Genomic DNA, 20685 nt, shown 5'->3' on the forward strand with positions numbered 1-20685 from the left:
GTGTAGTTCGCGCTGGCCGAGGCCTCGTTTGCCTGCAGCCCATCGAGGATCAGTTCGAGCACGAGCCTCTCGGGGTGGCTTATCTTGGCGTCGTAATAGGTGCCGGTGGCGACGATCGAGGGGGCGAGCGCCGGCATCTCACTGAGCGCCTGGCGCCGCCCGACCATGCGGTGACGCGGCATGACCTGGTTTCGCGAGCCATAGAAATCATAGATCATCAGGCCGATCTTGATCAGGACGGCGCCACGGCTGCGCGGCGCGCTGGTCGAGCCGAACAGCGTCCGCAGCGCCGCCAGCATGCCCTTGCTCCAGGAGAAGATCGGGATGACCGTTGGCAGCGGGCTGACATAGTGCGGCGCGTTTTTCAAAAGCAAATTGCGTTCGAGCGTCGACTGCGCCACCAGCCTGAACTCGCCGGTTTCGAGATATTTCAGACCGCCATGAATGAGCCGCGATGGCGCAGCACTCGTGCCGGAGCCGAAATCCGCCTTGTCGACGATCAGGCAGCTGACGCCTTGCGCGCACAGATCGCGAAACAGCCCTGCCCCGTTGATGCCGGCGCCAAGAATGACGACGTCGACCTCCCCGGCTCCGGCCATGGCGGCCAGACGCCCGGCTGGATTTTCCGTACGTATTGCTTCGCTCGAGCTCATGGCGCTTTCGTCTTGACGATGCGCAGCTTCACGCCGGCCCGTTCGAGGGCTTGCGCCCGCGCATCGCCCAGGCCTTCGGTCGCCAGCACGACATCGAAGCTGGTCAGATCATCGAAGACATGCAGCGCGATCCTATCGAACTTGGCATGGTCGATCAGAAGGATACGCTTGACCGATGCGGCCATCATCGCCTGCTTGACCCGCACGACATTGGGATCCTGGATGAAGGCGGTGGTTCCGGTGATGGCCGAAGCCGAACAGATCAGCACATTGGCGCGAAGCTGTGCCACCGCGTTCTCGCAGACGATGCCGATATAGGCGTTGTAGGTGTTGTGGTACTGGCCGCCGAGACAGATGAAGTCGAGTTCGTCGACATGGGTCAGCAGTGCAGCCGTCGCCACTGAGTTGGTGATGACGGTCAGCGGCTTGACGTCGAGCAGGAGCGTAGCGACCGCATTTGCCGTTGACGAATCGTCCAGCATCACCACCTGGCCAGCTTCGATATAATCGAGTGCTGTCCGCGCCAGAGCATCCTTTTCGGCACGGTTGACCGTCACCCGGTAGCGGAAGGCGCTTTCGTAGAGACCGGAAGGCTGAACCGTGACCGCACCGTGCAGCTTGCGCAACACGCCCTGCTGCGCCAGCCGGTCGATGTGCCGGTGGATGGTCATACGCGACACGCCGAAATGCTCGACCAGATCGTCGATGCGTACCTGGCCGAGCTTGATCACATAATCGGCGATCTCTTCGCGTCGTTCGTCGGCCTTGATCATGCGCTTCCCCCGGTGTCTGGCCGCGCCAGTTTCTCGATGTCAGGCCAATGCGGTTCGAGCGCACCGGCTATGCGGCCATAGAGGGAAAAGCGCTCGTTGAACACAGCACTCGAGGCCGGCACTGGCTCGTATTGGCGCGCGGTCATGCCGACTTGCCTGGCGCCTTCTTGCGGCGTCGCGAAGATGCCAACCGCCGCACCCGCGCAAAGCGCAGCGCCAAACGCCGCGGCCTCGTCGGTCGAGGTAACGATGACCGGGGCGTTCAACACATCGGCAAACATCTGGACGAAGGCCGGATTGCGCGAGCCGCCGCCGGTCAGGCGGATTTCGCTGATGGCAAAGCCGTCGCGCAAGGCTTCGACATGGGTACGATGATTGAAAGCAATGCCCTCCAGAACCGCCTTGAGCATATCGCCGCGATTGTGCCAGCCATGAAGGCCGACAAAGCTGCCGCTGGCGACATCGCCAAAGGGGGAGCCGAACAGATAGGGATGAAACAGGATGGTCGACCGCTTTTTAAGCGCCTCGTCGATCTCTGTTGCCAAAACCTCGTGGATCGAGCCACCACCGACCGATGCCCTCTCCTGTTCCGAGCGGCAGAACGTGTCGAGAAACCAATCGTAGTTCGCGGTCGAGGCCGGCGAGATCGCCATGTTGTTCCAGCGGCCGGCGTCGATGGCGTTGCGACAGAGCCAACGCGGGTCGACGCGCGGTTGCGAAGAGACCACTTCGTTGATGGAATAGGTCCCGGCGACAATGGCAAGCACACCCTCCTCATGGCCGCCCATGCCAAGTGCGGAGGCAGTTACGTCATGCAGGCCGCTCGCCACTGGTGTCCCCTTGGCAAGGCCGGTCATGTCGGCGGCCTCGGCGGTAACGTGGCCGGCGATCTCGGCCGAATGCGCCATCGGCGGCAGCGCGTCGAAAAGATCGTCCAGTTCGAAGATGCGCATCGCTTCCAGCGCGTAATCCTGCGTGCGGAAATCCGTGAATGAGGTGCTGGCCTCGGTACGGTCGGTGCCGATCGTGCCGGTCAGGCAAAAGCGCAGCCAGTCCTTGCAGGCCAGTATATGCCCGATGCGGCCATAGCGGTCGGGTTGGTTCTTCCTGATCCAGGCCAGCAGCGCCGACGGAGCCGAAACGTGCGGCGCCTGTCCGGTACGCGCCAACGCATTTTGGAAGACCCCATCCGCCGACCATTGTTCGACAATCTCGCCGGCGCGGCTGTCAAGCGACAGGATACCGGGGCCTAGCGGCCGGCGATCCTTGTCGAGCAAATAGAGACCATCGCCGTGTGCGGTCGCCGCCACCGCCTTGATATCGTTGGCGGCCCGGCCGCACAATGCGATCGCTTCGCGGATGGCATCGGCGGTGGCTTGCCATAGCCTTGCCATGTCGCGCTCCACCCAGCGCGCATGGGGCATCGACTGCGGGACGCGCCGGCGCGCCACCGACAACTGCGTGCCATCGGCATCGAAGATCACCGCCTTGGTGACCGTGAGACCGTTATCGATTCCGAGCAAACTGGGCATGGGCGCCGCCGCTTTCAGCAACTGGTGAAGGGCGCTGCAAGGCAAACCTGCAGGTTGGGATAGGGATGACAGGCATGACGACAATCAACGAGCAACGGTGATACAAAAGCGACGCATCCGACGCGGTAAAAAGACCATAGTAGCATGTTAAGTTAACGTCAATACGTGAGATATTTTGCGGATATGTCTGACGTCATCTGCGACGAAAATTGCCATCCCCTCGTACCGCATCCGATGCGGACGAAGTTCCGGCTAGTGCCCAACTGGCCGGATAGGCTTCAACCCCGCGCTGGGAGCCAGAGAGCACGGTACGATTGACGCCGAACGCGCTTCGACTGGCTTTGCGAGTTCCTGCGCAACGACCGGACAACCCGCACCGCTTCGGCGCCTTCAAAGAAAACGCGACGACTCAAGAAGCTCAGCCACCCCGTCCAGTTCCTTGTGCAGGCGATGCCAGCGACGGTCGAGATAAACAAGCGAATGCGCCTCCGGGGGGACCTCGTCCGGCTGTACCTCGCCGTCAAGGAGTTCGGCCGCGACCAGTGTCGCGCCCTCAATCGGCAGAACGCCGAGCCGACGGGCGCGGAACCAGGTCGAAACGCCGGTATAGCGCGGTTCGCCGGTGGGCAGCCGCGCCCAGGCGCCTCCCGGCGGGAAACGTTCCGCGCCGCTGGACGCGCAGAGCTGCGCCAGGTCGATATCAGTGAAGCGCAGCAGGTGGATCACCATGGTCTCGGCCCGCAGCAAGGGCTCGGACGAAGTCGATTTCATCGAGAGCGAGAAGGCGACGACCGGCGGCGCGGCACTTACCGAGATCAGCGAAGACACGGTCATCGCCACCGGCCTGTCGCCGGGATCGGCAGTGATGACCGCGACACCGGCCGGATGGTGGCGAAAGGCTTCGCGGAAGGCGTTGGTCATGGGGTGCGGGATGCTCATCGACATGTCTCTTCTGCAGCATGAAAAAGGGGCCGGACGGCGTCCGCTGTCCGGCCCTTGCAACTACTTCTTCTCGATCAGGTCGTAGAACTGCCAGGTTCGATCGCTCCACACGCCGCCGATGTCGCGGCCGGCCGAGGTGACGATCGACGGCGCGATGGTGAAGTGGTTGGCCGCTACCATCATCTCGCGGAAGGTGCGCTGGATCACACCGGCGCGGAGCGATGCGCCGCCGCCAGCGCGGTAGGCGAAGTTGCAGATATCGACGCCAACCTCGTGAATCTCGGATTTGGCCAGATGGACAAGGCTGATCTGCCGCGTCGACACGCTATTGCCGGCCTCGACCGTCGCCTCGATGTCGCGCCAGACTTCGAAGACGAAGGCGCGGGCAGCGCGATAGCGGGCTTCGGCGCGGCCATAATCGTGCCAGAACTTCTCGCTCTCGCCGATCAGTCCGGCGCGGCCGGATTTGGTGCGGGCGAACTTGGCGATCTCGTCCAGCATCCGCCGCCCGGTACCGAGCGCCCAGCCGGTATGACCGATGGCGGCGAGGCCCACGACACCGAGACTGAAGAACTCCTTTTGGCGCAGCGGCGGTGCGGTCAGGATCGGGAAGACGAGATCGTCGGCGATGAAGACATCCTCGGCCGCATAGTCGATGCTGCCGGTGCCGCCGAGGCCCAGAACGTCCCAATTGCCGAGCTGCTTGTGCTGCGAGATCGGCGCATGGGCGCACATGATAATCACATTGCCCTTGTCGTCCTTCGCGGGCTTGCCGGTGCCGTCATCGACGAAGGCGGCACTGTGGCTATAGGTGGCGTGGCTGAACCCGCTGCCATAGCTCCACTTGCCGTTCAGCCGGTAGCCGCCGTCGACCTTCTTCAGCATGCCAAGCGGCGCGCCCTGCCCCGAGAAACGGTTGTCGGTGCCCGGCGCGAAAAGCCGCTCGACCGCGCTGTCCGGCAGAAAGGCCGCCGACATCGCACCGATGCAGCAATGCACCATGGAAACCCAGCCAGCCGCTCCCGAATACCAGGTGATCGTCTCCAGCAGTTCGAGACCATGGGTGGGTCGCAACTGCGCGCCGCCGAGGCTCTCCGCGGCGAAGATATGCGACATGCGCAACGGCTTCAGCAGCTCGAACGTGGCCGAAGTCAGTTCGCCGCTCTCCTCGTCGGCGATGGCGTTGGCTTCCAGGGCCGGCCCGATCTCCGCGATCTTCGTCAGCAGGTCGCGATAGTCGGTGGTCGTCCCCCACGAGCCATGCTTGATGGGTTTGTTCATTGTCTTCTCCTCCTTTTTCAAATGCGGTCAGCCGGCGAGGAAGTCGCCGATCTTCCTGAGCGTTTCGGATTTTTCCTGCATGACGAAATGACCGGCATCCTCGACCAGGATCAGCCGTGCATCGGGCAGCGCCTCGACGAAGAGCGGCGCCTGGCTCGCCGGCAGCAGACGGTCCTTGGTGCCCCAGACGACCAGCGTCGGGTTGGTGATGCGCGCCAGGAAGCGCCGCAGGTTCGGATGGCCCATGCCGAATGGCATCAGTAGCCGGCCGAGCGTGTCGCCTTCGCGGACGCGGTCGGCGCCGAAGGCCTCGGCAAAGGCGGGGTCTGAGCCGTCCGGGAAATAGCGCAGCGCCACCGAGACGTCATGCGCCAGATAGGCCGGCAGCTCCTGCGGCGCGACCGCGCCCAGATCGGTGGCCGGATGCGCGGGGTCGTTGAGCCCTGCCGGCGCGATCAGCACCACCTTGTCGAAACGCTCCCGCGCAAGGCCGGCGAGCTCGGTCGCCATCCAGCCGCCCATGGAAAAGCCGATGAGATGAGGCTTCTCCGGCAGGTTCAGAACATCGAGCAGGTTCAGGTAGTGCAGAACCATGTCGGACATCGCAGCGACATGCGGCGCCGGGCCAGAAAAGCCGAAGCCCGGATGGCTCGGGCAGAGCACGCGGAAGCGGTCGGCGAGGCCCTCCGCGAAGTCGAAGCCTTCAAGCGTCGAGGCGCCGTGCAGGAACAGCACGGGCTTGCCTCTACCGATGGCCTTCACCACCGTTTCCGTGCCGCCGATATCGTATTCGAGGGTTTCGAATTGAACGGCCATTTTCACTCTCCTCAAACAGGTGCGGCCTCAAACAAGGTCCGGCTGGATCAGCACTTTGCATTGCGTGGTGCGGCGGCGAAGGCTCTCGAATATCTGCGGAACTGGCGAGAGGTCGATCCGGTCGGTGACCAGAGCTTGCGGTGCGAAAGGTCCGCCGCGCAGCGCATCGAGGGCGACGCCGAATTCGTTGTGCTGATGGAAGAAGACCGAGAACAGCAGGTTCACTTCCTTGGTCAGCGCAATGAACGGATCCCATTCGTCGCCGCCGATACACAAGCCGACGCCAACCACCGTGCCCTGCAGCCGCACCGCTTCGACCGCCGCGCCGATGAGGCCGCGCTTGCCGACGCATTCGAAGACAATGTCTGGCGCTCCGCCACAGAGATCGGCGAGGTTTTCGGTCAGCTTTTCGCCCGAAAGCGCGAAGCCGGTCGCGCCGAGAGCAAGCGCACGCTCGCGCTGATGGCCGTGGATGTCGGCCACCACGACACGCGACGCCCCCATCCGCCGCGCCCAGAAGGCGACGAGCAGTCCGATCGGCCCAGCGCCCAGGATGGCGACCCGATCCCCCGGCTTCATGCCCGAGCGGACGATGCAATGCAGAGCGACCGACAGTGGCTCGGCCAACGCACCATCCTCGAGCGCCACATCGCCGGGCAGGATATGACACTGGCGTGCGGCCACGGTCGCGTATTGCGCATAGCCGCCGCCGATCAGCTCCATCTCGCGACAGCGCGCCGGATCGCCGCGCTCGCAGGCTTCGCAGTGTCCGCAACCGCGCATCGGCGCGACGGCGACACGGTCACCGATCCGAAGGCCTGTTGCCTCCGATCCGACCGCGACGATGTCCCCAGAGAATTCATGGCCGAGCACGAAGCCTGCCTCGATGCCGAAAGGCACGGGGTCCTCGGTGATATGCAGATCGCTGCCGCAGATGCCGCAGGCGGCGACACGCAAGACGACCTCGCCCGGTGCCGGCGTCGGGTCCGGCACCGTGCCGATCCGCAGCGGGACGCCGACCCTATCGAAGATGGCGGCTTTCATGAATCCTCCTCGTCAGCGGTTCGGGTCGACGAGCTTGCGTCGGATCGGGAACCATGGTGCATCCCACCGTTTCGAGATCAGGCCCCAGATGCCCGTCCGGGCGTAGAGCGCGACCAGAAGCGTCATCAGGCCGAGGACAACGAAATAAGTCGCGCCGTATTCGCCGAACCAGCGGTCCGCGATGAAGAAAATCAGGGATCCGATCAGAACGCCCTCGATGGAGCCGATTCCGCCGACCATGACGATGAAGATCGCGACGTTGGCCCACATCGGATCGAAGGCCGAACCCGGGGTGATGCGGAGCTGCGCCATGAAATAGATCGCCCCGGCAAGACCGCAGCCGACCGCCGACGCGACGTAGATCAGGAAGCGCAGCTTGACGACATTCACGCCCTGGCTTGCGGCCGCGACCGGATTGTCGCGCATGGCGATCAGCGCAAGGCCGAAGCGCGAGCGAAGCAGCCAGTAGCTGCCGCCCAGCGTGACGAGCAGCATCCCCGCGCAGAGCAGCGACATGGCGACATTCCGCTCGAAGGCCGAATAGTCCTTCATCACGCGAAGCGACATGCCCGCGCCGGAATTGACGAGCGGCAGGTTCGAGGCGGTCAGCCGGAAGACCTCGGCCACCACCCATGTGCCGATCGAAAAATAGGGGCCATCCAGGCGATGCAGCAGCAGGTAGATCGGCACGGCCAGCGCGGCCGGCACCAGCAGCGAAAGGAAGACCGCCACAAACGGATTGATGCCGTAAGTCTGGGCCAACACGAAGAGCGCATAGCCGGCCGCTCCCATGAAGGCATGCTGACCCACCGAGACGAGGCCGGCATAGCCGGCGAGCAGGTTCCACATCTGAGCGACGGCGATGTAGCAGCACAGCACCAGAATCGACCGGATCGTGCCGGTCGAGGCCCACCATGGCATGGCGGCGACACCGATCAGCGCCAGCACAGCCAGCGTCATCGCGATGCGACCGGACCGGGTCTGGCGCTGGACCAGGACCTCAGGCACCTCGGTTGCCACATAGGGGATCGCACTCATGACAATGCCTTTCCGAACAGGCCCTGCGGGCGGGTCGCCAGCACGATCAGGAAGACGATATGTCCGGCGAGCACGCCGAAGCCCGGATCGATGCGGAAGCCGATGGCCTGCGAGATGCCGAGGACCATCGAGCCGGCGAAGGCGCCCCATACCGTCCCCATGCCGCCGATGATCACCGCTTCGAAGGCGTAGATCAGCTGGGCAGGTCCGTCGGCCGGCGCGACGGTCGACCGCAACGCCTGGAAGACGGCTGCAAAGCCGAGGATGCCGACCGCTGCCGCTGTCGCCATAGCATAGACGGCGCGCGGATTGATGCCGGTCATCGCCGCTGCCTCGACATCGGCCGACGCGGCGCGGAGCGCCCGGCCAAAGCGCGTGCGCTTCAGCGTCAGGTCGAGGCCTCCTGTCAACCCCGTGGCGACGGCCAGCACGATCAGCGGCAGGAGGCCGACATAGATACCGCCGATCTCGATGGATTGACTCTCTATTCCATGGCCGGGCAACGATCGGCTGTTCGCGGACCATATCTGCAGCATCAGGTTCTGCAGCGCGATCGAAAGTCCGAAGGTGGCGATCAGCGAGGGCAGCGGATCGCTGCCCACCACGCGGTTCAGCACGGCCTTCTGCAGCACCCAGCCCATCAGCACCGCGAGCGGCACCAGTAAGATCAGCACAGGCAGCGGTCCCAGACCCCAGGCCGTGGCTATCGAAATGCCTATCAGCGACAAAAGGATCACCAGATCGCCATGGCTGATGTTGACGATCCGCATGACGCCGAACATCAGCGCCATGCCGAGCGCATACTGGGCATACATGCCGCCCAGCAGGACTCCCTGCACCAAGGCGTCAAACCACTCCATGGCCTGCTCCAAAATAGGCTTTGCCGATCTGCTCACGCGTGATCTCGGCGGACCTGCCGGTCAGGGTCACGCGCCCCTCCAGCATGCAGTAGAGGCGGTCCGTAGCGGTTCGGGCGAGGCCGACATCCTGCTCGACCACGATCATCGCCGTTCCGGTGGCGCGGATTTCGGGCAAGGCGGCATAGATCTCGCGGATCACCTTCGGCGCAAGACCAAGGCTGATCTCGTCGCAGAGCAGCACGCGCGGCTGGCAGAGCAGCGCGCGGCCGATCGCCACCATCTGTTGCTGTCCGCCCGAGAGGCTCTGGACCTGCGTGCGGGCCTTCTCCTTTAGGATCGGGAACAGCAGGTGCAACCGCGGCAACGTCCATCCGCCCTTAGCGCCCATGCGCGCGGCCTGGTCGATGGCGACGCGCAGATTGTCCTCGACCGACATGCCGGTGAAGAGCCGACGGCCCTCCGGCACGATGGCGACACCCTTCTGGACCATGCGGTCGGTGGTGGTGCCGCCAACGGCCTCGCCGTGCAGCAGCACCATCTCGCGCGCAACCGGGAGCAAGCCCATGATCGAACGCAGGAGTGTGGATTTTCCTGCCCCGTTAGCGCCGATCAAGGCCACGGCCTCACCCTGGTGCAGCTCGATGTCGACGCCGTAGAGCGCCTGGAAATCGCCATAGCGGGCCAACAGGCCGTGGGTGGAAAGAACGGCCGTCATGCCTCGATCCCCATGTAGACGCGCTGGACCTCGGGCAGCGCAATCACTTCGGCTGGCACGCCTTCGGCGATCTTCTCGCCGAAGTTCAGCACCAACAGCCGGTCGGCCACCGCCAGCAGCGCGTGCAGCACATGCTCGATCCACACAATGGTGATGCCGCGGTCGCGTATGCGGCGCACCAGCGCCACCAGCGCCTTCGATTCATCGTCGGTCAGCCCGCCCGCGATCTCGTCCAACAGCAGCAGCTTCGGATCCGACGCCAGCGCGCGCGCCAGCTCCAGCCGCTTGCGATCGAGCAGAGTGAGCGCGCCGGCCGAGACATTGGCCTTGTCGGAGAGCTCGCAATCGCGCAGGACCTGGGCGCAGAAAGCATAGCTCTGCTTCTCGGACCGGCCGCCGCCGAAAGCGGCGGCGACCAGCAGGTTTTCGAAGGTGGTCATGCCGGAATAGGGACGCGGGATCTGATAGGTCCGCCCGATCCCCATCTGGCAGCGCCGGAAGGGCGGCTCGCCGCGAAGCGCGGTGTCGCCGAGCTGGATCTCGCCGCCGGACGTCTTCAAATCGCCGCTGATCATGTTGAACAGCGTCGTTTTGCCCGCCCCATTCGGGCCGAGGATGCCCAGCACCTCGCCCCGATGCACGTCGAAGCTCACCTCATGCAGGACGCGGACAGCGCCGAAGGACTTCGACACGCCGTGCGCTTTCAGCAGGATTTCCCTACCCATAACTCTGCCCGCGTTCCCGCTCATGTCACCAGGCGATCGGCTGGATAGCCTGCTGCGGCGCGAAGAGCTGATTGACAGTGTTGTCGACGATCTTCAGGTCATAAGGCCATTTCTCGCCCTTCACCCACTGGCCGCCGAAGATCGGCGTCTTGCAGATGTTCTTGTGGGGTGAGCCGTCGAACTTGATATGACCGACCAGCGTCTGCAGATCGGTAGCGACCAGAGCGTCACGATTGGCCGCACGGTCGAGCGGATTGGAAGAGCGCTTCAGTATGTCGAGGGCGACCTCGAGCAAGGCATGCGAATAGCCCAGCGGCTGCGTCCACTGGCGCTTCGTATCGGCTTCCCATTGGCTGGCGATGTCGCTGCTGACCTGGCCGGTCAGCGACGACTTGAACGGGAAGGCCGGGGTCCACCAGACCTCCGAGGACATGCCGTTGCCTAGAGGACCCATGGCCTCGACGCCACCCGGGAACAAGAGCGCCGCCGCCACCGTGACCGCCTTCGGCTTGAAGCCCTGCTGGTTGCACTGGGTGACGAAGGTCTTCAGATCGTCGGGATAGGTAATGCCGCCGATGATCTCGCAGCCCTGCTTCTTGAACTCGGCTATCTGTGCGGAAAAATCATTGGTGCGGGGCTGGAAATAGCCGGGCACCACGACCTCGTAGCCGGCCTTGCGGGTCGGCGCTGGCAAGCCATATTCGTCGTTGCCCCAGGTCTCGCCGTCGATGTTCTGGGGGAACAGCATCCCGACCTTCTTGTTGGTCTCCAGATGGTTCCAGAGCCCGACGAAGGTGTTCAACGCCTCGTCGAGGCCCCAGAAGAAATGATAGGTCCAGTCGAAGGTCTGCTTGCCGCCGCCGCGCGGCATGATCACCGCTTGCCAGGGAGCGCCCGAGGAAATGCAGGGCGTTTCATAAAGCTCGGCCTGCTCGGCCGCGGGCAGGATCGTGTCGGTGGTCGAGGCCGGCACGAGCAGATGCACCTCGTCGTTCAGGATCAGATTGCCGGCGATTTCCGATGCCTTGTTCGGATTGGACTGGCTGTCGCGGTCAAGAATCTCGATTTCGTAGGTATTGCCGTCGGCGCATTGCAGTTGGCCGCCGAGCAGGGCGCGGATCTTCTGCAAGGTGTAGCCATCCGTTTCACCAAACAGGGCGAGCGGTCCGGTCGTCGGGCTGAGATAGCCGAGCTTGATCTTTCCCGCCGTCGCGGCGCGCACATAGGCCGGCATGCCAAGCGTGCTGGCGGCAAGGCCGGCTCCAATCCCCTTCAGGACGCTTCGGCGGCTGGGCCGCAAGCCCGATTTCACCAGTCTGTTGTAGTAGCTCATCGTCGGTTCCTCCCTGGGTTAAGTTTCTCCGGCCCACGGGACCGGTCTCAGTTCAAAGCGGCTTCAGGTCATCCTCAGCAGTGAGCCGCCATCGATTACGATCAGCGAGCCCGTGACGTAAGACGCGGCCGGCGACGCCAGATAAAGCGCCAGGCCCTTGATCTCTTCCGGGTCGCCGATCCGACCGAGCAGCGACTGGGCCTCGAAGGCCTTGCGGTCCGCCGGATTGCGCAGCCGGCCGCCGGCGATGTTGGTGATGAACGGTCCGGGCAGGATGGCATTGATGCGGATGTTGTAGGCGCCAAGCTCCATCGCCATGTGGCGAACGAGATGGTTCACCGCGGCCTTGGCGGGCATGTAGGGCGTGCCCACGATGCTCTCGTTGATCAGCGATGCAATGGACGACGTGACGATGATCTGGCCGCCGCCATTCGGCTTCATGTGCCGGACGGCATGCTTGATCGTGGTGTAGACCGAGGTCAGGTTGATCTCCATCACCTTGTCCCAGTGCTCGTCGGGCAGGTTCTCGATGGCGCCCTCGGGGTTCCTTTCGCCCGTCGGGGTGTTGAAGCCCGGCCCGGCATCGATCCCGGCATTGGCGAACACGACATCGATCGAGCCCGCCTTCCCGGCGACCTTGTCGAAGGCTGCGGCCATGGCCGCGCGGTCGCCGACATTGACAACCTGGCCCCAGACATCGCCACCCACCGCCCTGATCGCGGCCACGGTCGTGTCAAGCCCGGCAGGGTTCAGGTCGAAGATACAGACCTTCGCCCCGTGCTCGGCCATGATCTCGGCATAGGCCTGCCCGATGCCGCTGGCGCCCCCGGTGACGATCACCGACTTGCCTCTGACATCGAACATCTTTTCAAGTGCGGCCATCAGTTTCCTCCCTTGTGCGACAGCACGAAATCGAACTCCACGTCGTAGAACGGGGCCGCAACCTCGACCCTGGCGGCAGCTTCGGCGTCCTCGATCTTGCGGAATTCGGCGAGCAGGCTCTTCTTCACGCCGAAGACGGCATCTGAATCGATGTACGGGTCGTCCGGGTCGAAGATGTGCGTGGTCAGCGCTTCGAAGCCCTCGGCCTCGACGATGTAGTGGAGATGCGCCGGACGATTGGGGTGACGCCCCAGGGCGCCCAGCAGCTTGCCGACCGGGCCATCATCCGGGATCGGGTAGTATTTGGGCTTCACGCCGCGGAACCAGTAGCGCCCGTCCGCGCCGGTGCGGAAGACGCCGCGCAGGTTGAAGTCGGGTTGGATGCCCTTCTGCTGCACGTCGTAGAAGCCCTCGTCATTGGCCTGCCAGACGTCGATCTTGGCGCCTGCGATCGGCTTGCCCTCGGTATCGAGGATGCGGCCATGCACGAACATGGGCTCGCCCTTCTGGTCGAGGCAGATGTTCGAGCCCATCGGCAGTTCGGGCGCATCGGCGACGTGGAAGGGTCCCAGCACCGTCGATTCCGAGGCGCCCGACGGCTTGCGGTTGTTGATCGCATCGACCAGCATCGAGACACCGAGAACATCCGACAGCAGGATGTATTCCTGCCGCCACTCGTTGCAGATCTGGCCTGTCCGCGTCAGGAACATGATCGCGCCGAACCATTCCTCCTGTGTCGGCTCGATCTCCTTCACCGCCTCGTGCAGCTTGCGGGTGATGACCTCCATCACCTCTTTGAGTCGCTCGTCCTTGGCGTTCCTGTTCCGCGCCACCACGACCTCGGCCGAGTTCGCTTCGGTGAAATAGCCGGATTCGTGTTCGTCGATCATGCGATCCTCCTCAGCGCGCCAGAACGGATTTGAAGACCCGGCGCAGTTCGGCCGCCGGATCGGCCGCCAGCGTTTCGGAACGCCAGGCAACATGATGGTCGGGACGAACGATCAGGCAGCCGTTGTCGCGGATCTCCCGCGCGCCGGCCCAGTCGCCGGTATGATCCTCGATCGCGCGACGCGGGCCGATCACATGGCTGCGGATCGGCAGACCGAGTTCCGCGCCCACCGTCTCCGCCGCTGCGACCCACGCCTCGCCGCCAATGCCGGTCAACAGCGTGAACTCGCCATGCCCGCAAAGATCGAGCGTCGAGACTTTCCTGCCGGAGCGCTCGAAGACCCAGACATGCGGCAAGCGCGCACCGGGCCACGTTGTCGGCGCATAATGCAGCTCGCGATCCTTCTCGAAAGGCGGCTCGCGCTGGCCGTCGGTCACCACCGCGCCGGAGGCATAGCGCTGGTTCATCTCGACGCCATGGGCGTCGAACTCGTACTTCTTGAAGGCGATGGCCTTGCGGAGCGCCTCGCGCTGCGCTTCGGCGACGGGCGTCGCATCGGCGCGAGCCTCCATGTTCCTGTGGATCTTGTCGTGATCCACGCCGCCGTCCATGCCGAGCGCCTCGAAGATCGGTCCGAATTCGGCGATGGACTGGTTCGCCCGTGTCACGATCTGGCGCGCGATCGGTGCGCGCTCGGCCGAGAAGCTGTCCAGAAGCCCGACCCCCGCCTGCCCCTTGACGACCTTGGCAAGCTTCCAGGCGAGGTTGAACCCGTCCTGGATCGATGTGTTCGAGCCGAGCCCGTTCGAGGGCGGATGCCGGTGCGCGGCATCGCCCATGATGAACACCCGCCCCTTCTGCATGTGCGTGGCGAAGCAGTTGTTCACGGTCCAGGTGTTGGCGCCCAGGAGCTCGATCTCGAGCGCGGGATCTCCGACCAGTTGACGCGCGACGCTGGTGGCCAGTTCCGGCGTCACTTCAGGCGGCGGCTGGTTGATGTCGTAGCCCCAGACGATCAGCCATTCGTCCCACGGCCGCACCATGCGCACGAGACCCATGCCGATGCCGCCGACGTCGGCGCCGGGCTGCATGACCCAGTAGAGGACGCTCGGCCGGTGGGCGACATATTTCGAGAGATCAGCCCTGAACAGGATGTTCATCGAGCCGCCAACGCCCATCTTGCCCTCGAGCGGCAGGCCCAGATGCTCGGCCACCAGCGAGTTGCCGCCGTCGGCGCCGACGAGGAACTTCGACCGCACGGTGAAATCCTTGCCCGACAGCCGATCGTGGCAGGTCGTGGTCACGCCGTCCGCATCCTGGACATGGCTGACATATTCCGTGCTCATGCGGGCCTGCGTGCCGCGGGCGCAGGCCGACTTGAACAGGATCGGCTCCATGAAGGTCTGCGGCAGATCGTTCATGAAGCAGGGAGACGACAGGAGATGTTCGGCCTTGGAGAGCGGATGGACGCCCCAGCTCTTCATGCGGCCGATCTCCTCGCCGGCCAGGCTTTCGCAGAACACGTTCTCGCCCATCAGCTCCTGCGGGGAGGCGTGCATCATGGCCTCGGCCTCTACCTCCGGCCCAAGGTCGCGCAGCACTTCCATCGTGCGCTGGTTGGTGATGTGGGCACGCGGCGTGTTCGACAACCAGCGATAGCGATTGACGATCATGTTGGCGACGCCGTAGCTGGACAGCAGCGCGGCGGTGGCCGAGCCGGCCGGGCCAGTGCCGACGATCAGCACGTCGGTTTCGATATCCGCCATCAAATTCCTCCCTCGATCTTCGGACCGGTCAGCCTGCGGCGAACCGGAAACAGGTGCAGGCCCTTGCGGGACGCGATCAGGCCCCACAGCCCCTTTGGTGCAAAAAGCATTACGACGACGGCGATGAGGCCGAGCGTCATCAAGTACCAGCTGCCGTAGTCGGCCAACGCCGAGCGCAGCGCAAAGAAGACCAGCACACCGAGGATCGGCCCCTCGATGGTGCCGATGCCGCCGATGACGACTATGAAGATGACGTTGGCGGTCCAGTCGGTGACGGCAAAGGCCGCTCCCGGCGAGATGCGGGCCGTCTGCAGAAAGATCAGCGCGCCGATCAGCCCGGTGGCGGCCGCGGCGATCAGAAAGACCGCCCATCTGAGCCGGCCGGTATCGACGCCGACCGATTGCGCCGCGTCGACATTGTCGCGCACCGCCGCCAGCGCCAGCCCGAGGCGATTGCGCAGCAGCCAATAGATGCCGCCGGTCACCGCCACGACCAGCGCCAAGGCCAGCCAGTAGGCCAGGACGTCGCGTGCCGCGGCCTCGCGGACGCCGAACAGCGCCCTGATCGCATCGGTGCCCAGGATGCTGCTCGTCGCCTCGCGCGGCAGCGAAGTGCCGGTGCCGCCGCCGAGCGCCTTCCACTGCGCGACCAGCAGGCGCGTCACTTCAGCGATTACCCAGGTGCCGATGGCGAAATAGGCGCCCTGCAAACGGAATGCGAAGAAGGCCGTCGGAACCGCCAGCACCAGCGCCGCAAGCCCCCCCAGTGGGATCGCCAGGACCGGATTCCAGCCAAGCAGGATCACGCCGGCGAACATCGCGTAGGCGCCGATGCCGACGAAGGCCTGCTGACCCACCGAGACCAGGCCGCCATAGCCCGCCAGAAGGTTCCATATCTGCGCCAGCGTCAGCATGGTGAGGATGAAGAACAGATCCTGTATGACGCCCCGCGAGGCCACGGCAGGCAGCGCGAGCGCGGCGACGATGACGATCGGCACCGTGATCGCGGTTACGGTTCCGGCGCGGGTGCGGGTTGTCAGTCGATACATGCCGCCCCTCAATCCACTGCGCGCGGAAAAAGCCCGCGCGGTTTGAGCAGCATCACGGCCAGGAAGGCGATGTGGCCGGCCAGGATCTGCCATTCCGGATTGAGCGCGGCACCAAACGTCTGCGCCACGCCGATGATGATCCCGCCCGCGAGCGTTCCCCATAGGCTGCCGAGGCCGCCGATGATCACCGCCTCGAAGGCATAGATCAGCCGCGCCGGCCCGATCGAAGGATCGAAGTTTGCCCGCATGCCGAGATAGAGGGCCGCCAGCGTCACCACGACCATGGCGATCCCGGTGGCGATCGCGAAAATCCGCTTCGGTTCTATCCCCATCAGCCCCGCCGTCACGGCGTCGTCCGAGGTGGCGCGGAAGGCACGGCCGAGCGCGGTGTGGTAAAAGAGCCCGTTCAGGGCAATGATCATCACGATCGCCGAGGCAAAGGTCATCAGCGGCATGATCCCCACCGTGACCAGCCCGAGATCGAGCGATGCCCCTTCCAACGCGCCCACCGGAATACGGCGGCTGTCGGCGGAGAAGGCCTCGAGCAGGCCGTTCTGCAGGGCGACCGACAGGCCGAAGGTGACCAAAAGCGGCGGCAGGATGTCCTTGCCCAGCACGCGGTTCAGCACGGCGGCCTGCAGCAGCCAGCCGAGCGCGAACATCGCCGGCATGGCGACCAGGGCAGCGATCCAGGGCGACAGGCCGAGCAGCGTGACGCCCATCAAAACCAGATAGGCGGCAAGGATGATGAGGTCGCCATGGGCGAGATTCACCAGCCGCATGATGCCGAAGACGAGGCTCAATCCCGCTGCAAATAGGGCATAGAGCCCGCCCAGCAGAATCCCCTGCACGAGGGTGTCCAGCCAGATCATCGCCGCGCCACCTCGATCAGGCCACAAGAGCGCTGCGCGAGCAGATGACGGAGCCTCGGTTTCCGGATCATGCCGCCACTCCGAAATAGGCAGAATGGATGTCTTCGCGCTTGACCTCGGCCGCCCTGGCGGCCAGCGTGACGCGGCCCTCCATCATGCAGTAGACACGGTCGGCGACCGCCAGCGCCTTGCCGATATCCTGCTCCACCAGCACGATCGCGGCGCCGCCTTCGCGGATCCTGGGAAGGGCTGCGTAGATGTCGCGGATGACGACGGGCGCGAGGCCGAGGCTGATCTCGTCGCAGAGCAGCAATTCGGGGTTCGACATCAGCGCCCGGCCGATCGCCACCATCTGCTGCTGGCCGCCCGAGAGCGCTGTGCCGGGGCTCTTGCGCCGCTCGCGCAGGATCGGAAAAAGATCATAGACCGCGTCGAGGTTCCACGGCCCCGGCACCTTGCGCGCCTGCCCGCCGACCAGCAGGTTTTCCTCGACAGTCAGCGAAGGGAACAGTCGGCGCCCCTCCGGCACCATGGCGATACCGCGCTTCATGATCTCGGCCGACGACAGCGCGCCGATCGACTCGCCTCTGTGCAGCACCATACCGGGCTCGTTGCCGATCACGCCCGTGATCGAGCGCATCAGCGTGGATTTTCCGGCGCCATTGGCGCCGATAATCGCCACGCATTCGCCCGCGGCCACGCTGATATCCACACCGAACAGCGCCCGGAACTGGCCGTAATTCGCGGTGAGGCCACGCGTTTCCAGCATCAGACCTCGAGCCCCAGATAGATTTCGCGAACCGCCTTCGAGGCCATGATCTCATCAGGCGCACCGATCCCGATCACACGCCCGAAATCCAGCACGAGAAGCCGCTCTACCACCGAATTCAGGGCGTGCAGCACATGCTCGATCCAGATGATTGTCGTGCCCCTGGCGTGGATCGCCTTGATCGTCGCGACCAGGGCCTTGCATTCGCCCTCCGTCAGACCGCCGGCGATCTCGTCCAGAAGCAGAAGCTCAGGGCCTGTCGCCAGGGCGCGGGCGAGTTCGAGGCGCTTGCGGTCGAGAAGGCTCAGCGAGCCGGCCACGAAATTGGCCTTCCTGAGAAGCTCCGTCTCCTCGAGGATACCAGCGCAATCGTCGACCATCTCGGCCTCGCGTCCGCCGCGGCCGAAAGCGGCAGCGGTCAAGAGATTTTCGAACACGGTCAGCCCCTCGAAAGGCTGCGGAATCTGGAAGCTGCGGCCAACGCCCATGCGCACCCGCTCCATCGCCGGAGCACGGGTCACGTCGCGGCCGAGCAATTCGATGCGCCCCTCATTGGCAAACAGATTGCCGGTGATCAGGTTGAAGAGCGTCGATTTTCCCGCGCCGTTCGGGCCGATAATGCCCAGCGCTTCGCCGCGCGGCACGCTGACGGTCACGGAATCCGCAACCTTCAGGGCGCCGAAGGACTTCGAAACGTTTTCCAGCCTGAGTATCATCACTATCATCCTTGGGTCGCGCCGAACGAGGGCGGCGGTATCAGCCGCCCTCGGCAGCGTCAGGCCAGGGCTTCCATCTTGCCGGCGGTGGGTATCTCGGAGGCGCCGGCGTTTTCGACGATCACCAGATCGAAGCCGCCACCGGCCTTCTTGCGCCACTGCCCGCCAACGAGCGGTGTCTTGCAGACGTTCTTCGCGGCGAAAGGTGGCAATCCCGCACCGCTCCAGGCCACTTTGCCCACCACCGTCGTCATGTCGGTGGCCGCTATCGCCGCCGCGATCGCCTCGGCATTGGTTGGATCCGACACGCGGCCCATGACATTGGCCGCCACCTCGAACAGCGAATGGACAAAACCGATCGGCTGGGTCCAGGGACGGCCGGTCTTGGCGGTGAAATCCGCAGCGAGTTCGGCCGAACTCTCGCCCGTCAGCGACGATTTGAACGGATGCGAGGCCGACCACCAGACCTCGGACGAGAGGTTGTGGCCAGCATCGCCGAGCGTCTCGACCGATTGCGGAAAAAGGATCGCCTTGGCGACCGTCACCGCCTTGGGGTTGAAGCCCTGCTGGCGGGCCTGGTTCCAGAAGGTGGTGAAGTCGGGGGGAATGACCACCCCGGTAACGATCTCGGCATTGGCGGCTTTGAAGGCGTTGACCTGCGCGGTGAAATCGTCCGAAAGGTTCTGATAGCGGCCAGGATCGGCAAGGCTGAAGCCGGCGGCATCGAGGCCGGGCTTCAATCCATTCTTCGGGTCGCCCCAGGCATTGCCGTCGGCATCGTTGGGGAACAGCCCGCCCACCTTGCCGTTGGTGGAAAGCTGTTTCCACATGCCGGTGTAGACGGCGATGATGTCTTCGAGACCCCAGAAATAATGATAGGCGAAGTTGAAAGGCTTCCACGAGGCCGGATCGGCCGGATTGCCCTGCTGGCCGATGAACCAGGGCTGCCACGGCGCCATCGTCGAGATGACCGGCACGCCCTCCGCCTCGCAGGTGGTGGCCACAGGGTTGGTGTTCTCGGGTGTCGAGCCGACGAGCATCAGGTTGATCTCGTCATCGACGATCAAGCTCTTCGCCACCTCGGCCGCGCGATTGGGATTCGACTGGCTGTCCTTGACGATGACCTCGAAGTTCTTGCCCGCCTCGGAAGCGAGGAAGGCCTTGATGTTGTAGGCATCGCTCTCCGCGAAGCCGGCAAGCGGCCCGGTCTGCGGCGAAACATAGCCCAGGCGGATCTTGGCGCCTTGCGCGATGGCCGGCGTCGCCAGGCGCGAACCGGCCAGCGCCAGGCCTGTCGCCGCCGAGGCTTTCAGTAGGCTGCGTCTTGTGATCACTGTAGTTCCTCCCTCTTGTTTTATTCTCAAGCCCCCGGACGGCGTCCCTCCCACGCCACCTGAAGGAGTTCCCTTATCGATCCCGGATCGATTGGCCTCGGATTGGCATAGGCATTCTTGACCGCGATCGCCGCCGCGCGGTCGAGATCGGTCTCCTCGATGCCGATCGCCTTCAAGCTCAGCGGAGAGCCGACCGACTGTGCGAAATCCCAGAGCCCGCCGCCCGCCGAGCCGCCGCCGAATGCCTCGGCGATGGGGCGCAGCAGATCGGGCACTGCCGCTTCGTTGAAGGCGGTCGTGTAGGGCAGCAGGATGGCGTGGGTTTCGGCATGCGGCGTATCGAACGAGCCGCCGAAGACATGCGCCAGCTTGTGATGCAGCGCCATCGAGACATAGCCGAGTGCGGTCGAGCAGCACCACGCCGCATAGAGCGCCTGCGTCCGCGCCGCGCGATCCTGCGGGTCGCCGATCAGCCTTGGAATGCCGTCCTTGAAGGCAATCATGGCATCCCTGCACATCAGCACGATCACCGGGTTGCGATCGGGGGCATAGAAGGCCTCCATCGCATGAGCGATCGCGTTCATCGCCGAGGTCACGGTGAGACCTACCGGCAGACTCAATGTCAGATCGACGTCGTAGATCACCGTCTCGGGGCGGATGTCCGGCGAGCGGCGGGTGGTCTTCTCACCCGCCGCC

At 64.6% G+C, this 20685-nt stretch carries 21 protein-coding genes; all 21 read right to left on the reverse strand.

The window, feature by feature from the left end; translation table 11 throughout:
- A partial coding sequence (locus EN964_RS03815) for an FAD-dependent oxidoreductase (protein ID WP_164775721.1) occupies positions 1–599 on the reverse strand: 599 nt, incomplete at its 3' end.
- A 50-nt stretch (positions 600–649) separates the two neighbouring features.
- Positions 650–1426, reverse strand: coding sequence for a DeoR/GlpR family DNA-binding transcription regulator (locus EN964_RS03820; protein ID WP_127269804.1), 777 nt, complete (start codon positions 1424–1426; stop codon positions 650–652).
- Positions 1423–2958 carry an FGGY-family carbohydrate kinase gene (locus tag EN964_RS03825; protein WP_127269806.1) on the reverse strand — a complete coding sequence of 512 codons (1536 nt, stop codon included), beginning with the start codon at positions 2956–2958 and terminating at the stop codon, positions 1423–1425. Before EN964_RS03825 ends, EN964_RS03820 begins: the two co-directional genes overlap by 4 nt.
- A gap of 390 nt (positions 2959–3348) precedes the next feature.
- Complete coding sequence (locus tag EN964_RS03830; protein ID WP_236383135.1) at positions 3349–3903, reverse strand: flavin reductase family protein; 555 nt, start codon at positions 3901–3903, stop codon at positions 3349–3351.
- Between the two features lie 57 nt (positions 3904–3960).
- Entirely contained in the window at positions 3961–5181 is a 1221-nt protein-coding gene (locus EN964_RS03835; RefSeq protein ID WP_127266423.1) for an acyl-CoA dehydrogenase family protein, read from the reverse strand.
- Positions 5182–5208: 27 nt separating this feature from the next.
- Positions 5209–5997: an alpha/beta fold hydrolase gene (locus EN964_RS03840; protein ID WP_127266424.1), complete on the reverse strand. Its 789-nt coding sequence runs from the start codon at positions 5995–5997 to the stop codon at positions 5209–5211.
- A 27-nt stretch (positions 5998–6024) separates the two neighbouring features.
- On the reverse strand, positions 6025–7041 hold the full coding sequence (locus EN964_RS03845) for a zinc-binding dehydrogenase (RefSeq protein WP_127266425.1): 1017 nt from the start codon (positions 7039–7041) through the stop codon (positions 6025–6027).
- A 12-nt stretch (positions 7042–7053) separates the two neighbouring features.
- On the reverse strand, positions 7054–8079 hold the full coding sequence (locus tag EN964_RS03850) for a branched-chain amino acid ABC transporter permease (protein WP_127266426.1): 1026 nt from the start codon (positions 8077–8079) through the stop codon (positions 7054–7056).
- Positions 8076–8939, reverse strand: a complete 864-nt coding sequence (locus EN964_RS03855) for a branched-chain amino acid ABC transporter permease (RefSeq protein ID WP_127266427.1) — start codon at positions 8937–8939, stop codon at positions 8076–8078. Before EN964_RS03855 ends, EN964_RS03850 begins: the two co-directional genes overlap by 4 nt.
- Positions 8926–9654, reverse strand: a complete 729-nt coding sequence (locus EN964_RS03860) for an ABC transporter ATP-binding protein (RefSeq protein ID WP_127266428.1) — start codon at positions 9652–9654, stop codon at positions 8926–8928. The genes EN964_RS03855 and EN964_RS03860 overlap by 14 nt, the downstream gene beginning before the upstream one ends.
- Positions 9651–10379 carry an ABC transporter ATP-binding protein gene (locus EN964_RS03865; RefSeq protein ID WP_127266429.1) on the reverse strand — a complete coding sequence of 243 codons (729 nt, stop codon included), beginning with the start codon at positions 10377–10379 and terminating at the stop codon, positions 9651–9653. Before EN964_RS03865 ends, EN964_RS03860 begins: the two co-directional genes overlap by 4 nt.
- Positions 10380–10404: 25 nt before the next feature.
- On the reverse strand, positions 10405–11712 hold the full coding sequence (locus EN964_RS03870) for an ABC transporter substrate-binding protein (protein ID WP_127266430.1): 1308 nt from the start codon (positions 11710–11712) through the stop codon (positions 10405–10407).
- Positions 11713–11775: 63 nt separating this feature from the next.
- Positions 11776–12594 carry an SDR family NAD(P)-dependent oxidoreductase gene (locus EN964_RS03875; protein ID WP_127266431.1) on the reverse strand — a complete coding sequence of 273 codons (819 nt, stop codon included), beginning with the start codon at positions 12592–12594 and terminating at the stop codon, positions 11776–11778.
- The gene (locus EN964_RS03880) at positions 12594–13484 is read right to left on the reverse strand and encodes an intradiol ring-cleavage dioxygenase (RefSeq protein ID WP_127266432.1); all 891 of its coding nucleotides are present in this window, start codon (positions 13482–13484) and stop codon (positions 12594–12596) included. The genes EN964_RS03875 and EN964_RS03880 overlap by 1 nt, the downstream gene beginning before the upstream one ends.
- A 10-nt stretch (positions 13485–13494) precedes the next feature.
- Positions 13495–15249 (reverse strand): FAD-dependent monooxygenase, encoded by a 1755-nt coding sequence (locus tag EN964_RS03885; protein WP_127266433.1) that lies wholly within the window; start codon positions 15247–15249, stop codon positions 13495–13497.
- A complete protein-coding gene (locus tag EN964_RS03890; RefSeq protein WP_127266434.1) occupies positions 15249–16298 on the reverse strand; it encodes a branched-chain amino acid ABC transporter permease in 1050 nt (349 codons plus the stop codon). The genes EN964_RS03885 and EN964_RS03890 overlap by 1 nt, the downstream gene beginning before the upstream one ends.
- Before the next feature lie 8 nt (positions 16299–16306).
- Positions 16307–17170 (reverse strand): branched-chain amino acid ABC transporter permease, encoded by an 864-nt coding sequence (locus EN964_RS03895; protein ID WP_127266435.1) that lies wholly within the window; start codon positions 17168–17170, stop codon positions 16307–16309.
- Positions 17171–17237: 67 nt separating this feature from the next.
- Positions 17238–17939 (reverse strand): ABC transporter ATP-binding protein, encoded by a 702-nt coding sequence (locus EN964_RS03900; protein ID WP_127266436.1) that lies wholly within the window; start codon positions 17937–17939, stop codon positions 17238–17240.
- Entirely contained in the window at positions 17939–18655 is a 717-nt protein-coding gene (locus EN964_RS03905) for an ABC transporter ATP-binding protein (RefSeq protein WP_127266437.1), read from the reverse strand. Before EN964_RS03905 ends, EN964_RS03900 begins: the two co-directional genes overlap by 1 nt.
- Positions 18656–18714: 59 nt before the next feature.
- Positions 18715–19989 carry an ABC transporter substrate-binding protein gene (locus EN964_RS03910; RefSeq protein ID WP_127266438.1) on the reverse strand — a complete coding sequence of 425 codons (1275 nt, stop codon included), beginning with the start codon at positions 19987–19989 and terminating at the stop codon, positions 18715–18717.
- Between the two features lie 26 nt (positions 19990–20015).
- Positions 20016–20685, reverse strand: a 670-nt coding sequence (locus EN964_RS03915) for an iron-containing alcohol dehydrogenase (protein ID WP_127276180.1), incomplete at its 5' end; no start/stop codon positions are given.

The organism is Mesorhizobium sp. M7A.F.Ca.CA.001.10.2.1 (assembly GCF_003998575.1).
Taxonomy (GTDB): Bacteria; Pseudomonadota; Alphaproteobacteria; order Rhizobiales; family Rhizobiaceae; genus Mesorhizobium.

Coding starts and splice junctions, on each gene's coding strand:
- EN964_RS03820 (WP_127269804.1), bottom strand. CDS start 1,426: ATGATCAAGGCCGACGAACGACGCGAAGAGATCGCCGATTATGTGATC.
- EN964_RS03825 (WP_127269806.1), bottom strand. CDS start 2,958: ATGCCCAGTTTGCTCGGAATCGATAACGGTCTCACGGTCACCAAGGCG.
- EN964_RS03830 (WP_236383135.1), bottom strand. CDS start 3,903: ATGTCGATGAGCATCCCGCACCCCATGACCAACGCCTTCCGCGAAGCC.
- EN964_RS03835 (WP_127266423.1), bottom strand. CDS start 5,181: ATGAACAAACCCATCAAGCATGGCTCGTGGGGGACGACCACCGACTAT.
- EN964_RS03840 (WP_127266424.1), bottom strand. CDS start 5,997: ATGGCCGTTCAATTCGAAACCCTCGAATACGATATCGGCGGCACGGAA.
- EN964_RS03845 (WP_127266425.1), bottom strand. CDS start 7,041: ATGAAAGCCGCCATCTTCGATAGGGTCGGCGTCCCGCTGCGGATCGGC.
- EN964_RS03850 (WP_127266426.1), bottom strand. CDS start 8,079: ATGAGTGCGATCCCCTATGTGGCAACCGAGGTGCCTGAGGTCCTGGTC.
- EN964_RS03855 (WP_127266427.1), bottom strand. CDS start 8,939: ATGGAGTGGTTTGACGCCTTGGTGCAGGGAGTCCTGCTGGGCGGCATG.
- EN964_RS03860 (WP_127266428.1), bottom strand. CDS start 9,654: ATGACGGCCGTTCTTTCCACCCACGGCCTGTTGGCCCGCTATGGCGAT.
- EN964_RS03865 (WP_127266429.1), bottom strand. CDS start 10,379: ATGGGTAGGGAAATCCTGCTGAAAGCGCACGGCGTGTCGAAGTCCTTC.
- EN964_RS03870 (WP_127266430.1), bottom strand. CDS start 11,712: ATGAGCTACTACAACAGACTGGTGAAATCGGGCTTGCGGCCCAGCCGC.
- EN964_RS03875 (WP_127266431.1), bottom strand. CDS start 12,594: ATGGCCGCACTTGAAAAGATGTTCGATGTCAGAGGCAAGTCGGTGATC.
- EN964_RS03880 (WP_127266432.1), bottom strand. CDS start 13,484: ATGATCGACGAACACGAATCCGGCTATTTCACCGAAGCGAACTCGGCC.
- EN964_RS03885 (WP_127266433.1), bottom strand. CDS start 15,249: ATGGCGGATATCGAAACCGACGTGCTGATCGTCGGCACTGGCCCGGCC.
- EN964_RS03890 (WP_127266434.1), bottom strand. CDS start 16,298: ATGTATCGACTGACAACCCGCACCCGCGCCGGAACCGTAACCGCGATC.
- EN964_RS03895 (WP_127266435.1), bottom strand. CDS start 17,170: ATGATCTGGCTGGACACCCTCGTGCAGGGGATTCTGCTGGGCGGGCTC.
- EN964_RS03900 (WP_127266436.1), bottom strand. CDS start 17,939: ATGCTGGAAACGCGTGGCCTCACCGCGAATTACGGCCAGTTCCGGGCG.
- EN964_RS03905 (WP_127266437.1), bottom strand. CDS start 18,655: ATGATACTCAGGCTGGAAAACGTTTCGAAGTCCTTCGGCGCCCTGAAG.